Annotated in this window: 2 protein-coding genes; both read left to right on the forward strand. The window is 42.1% G+C overall.

The features are described from left to right. Positions 1-337 (forward strand): hypothetical protein (locus KP705_RS15445; protein WP_215764787.1); only part of this gene is annotated, 337 nt, incomplete at its 5' end. Further along, positions 334-939, forward strand: a 606-nt coding sequence (locus KP705_RS15450; protein ID WP_215764788.1) for a plasmid recombination protein, incomplete at its 3' end; no start/stop codon positions are given. The genes KP705_RS15445 and KP705_RS15450, both read left to right, overlap by 4 nt.

The following is a 939-nucleotide window of genomic DNA, read 5'->3' on the forward strand; positions in this document are numbered from 1 at the left end:
TTCTTTTCCTGTGAAGGATGTGAAAAGTTATAGAGATTATTTGCGTTGTCTTCCTTCGCATTCTTCTTTGTTTTTGGATTACATAGAAAGCAGGGGATATGGTTTTTTAAGATTCAACGAATATTTGAACGATGACGAGGATGATTTTTGTTACGAGTGTGTTTTTGTTAATGACAATAAAGATGAGATACGCCTTTGGGTTAAAGATTTAGAAGAATGTGACAAGGATGGTTTGTATTCGAGTATCGATAATTTAGATTTGGAAAATTGTACGTCTGATGATTTTAAAAGAAGACTCTCAACGATTTGCGAGAAATTTTTTGGATCGTTGTCATGAGTTATCAATTCGCACATTTTGAGATGCTGAGTCGTAAAGTGCTTGTAAAGCCTTCCGACAAGGCAACGAAGTCTAAGAAGTGGAATATTAAAGAGACTATAGATGAGGCTACCCGGAGAAATCCGGATGCCTGTTTGCATGTTGAAAATCCAGGCAAGCCGGTTCTCGTTTTTGGTCAGGATTTAGAAGCTCTTGAGCGTGAGCATGAGCAGGCTTGCGATGGTGCTGTTGATGTTCAGAAGAATGGCAAGAGCAGGAAAATCAGAAGCACTCAAAATACTATGGCGTGCATTGTTCTGTCTTGGCCAGGTGAGATGGATGCCGATTGTAAGCGTTGGCAAGCTCGGTCGGTCAAGTGGTTGCAGGACACGTATGGGGACCAGTTGAAGACAGTCATCAGGCATGATGATGAGGCTTTTCCTCATCTTCATGCTTTCATCGTTCCTGATGATTTGAAGGCGATCAGCTTACATCCTGGGGATAGTGCAAAGCAGAAGGCCAAGGCGGATGGGTTATCTCCAAAGGAACAAAATGAAGCCTATAAGCAATCGTTTAGAGATTGGCAGGACAGTTATTGGGATAAGGTCGGGAAGCCTTCTGGC

Origin of the sequence: Gluconobacter sp. P1D12_c (genome assembly GCF_018812105.1) — a bacterium.
In the GTDB taxonomy this organism is placed as follows: Bacteria; Pseudomonadota; Alphaproteobacteria; order Acetobacterales; family Acetobacteraceae; genus Gluconobacter; species Gluconobacter oxydans_A.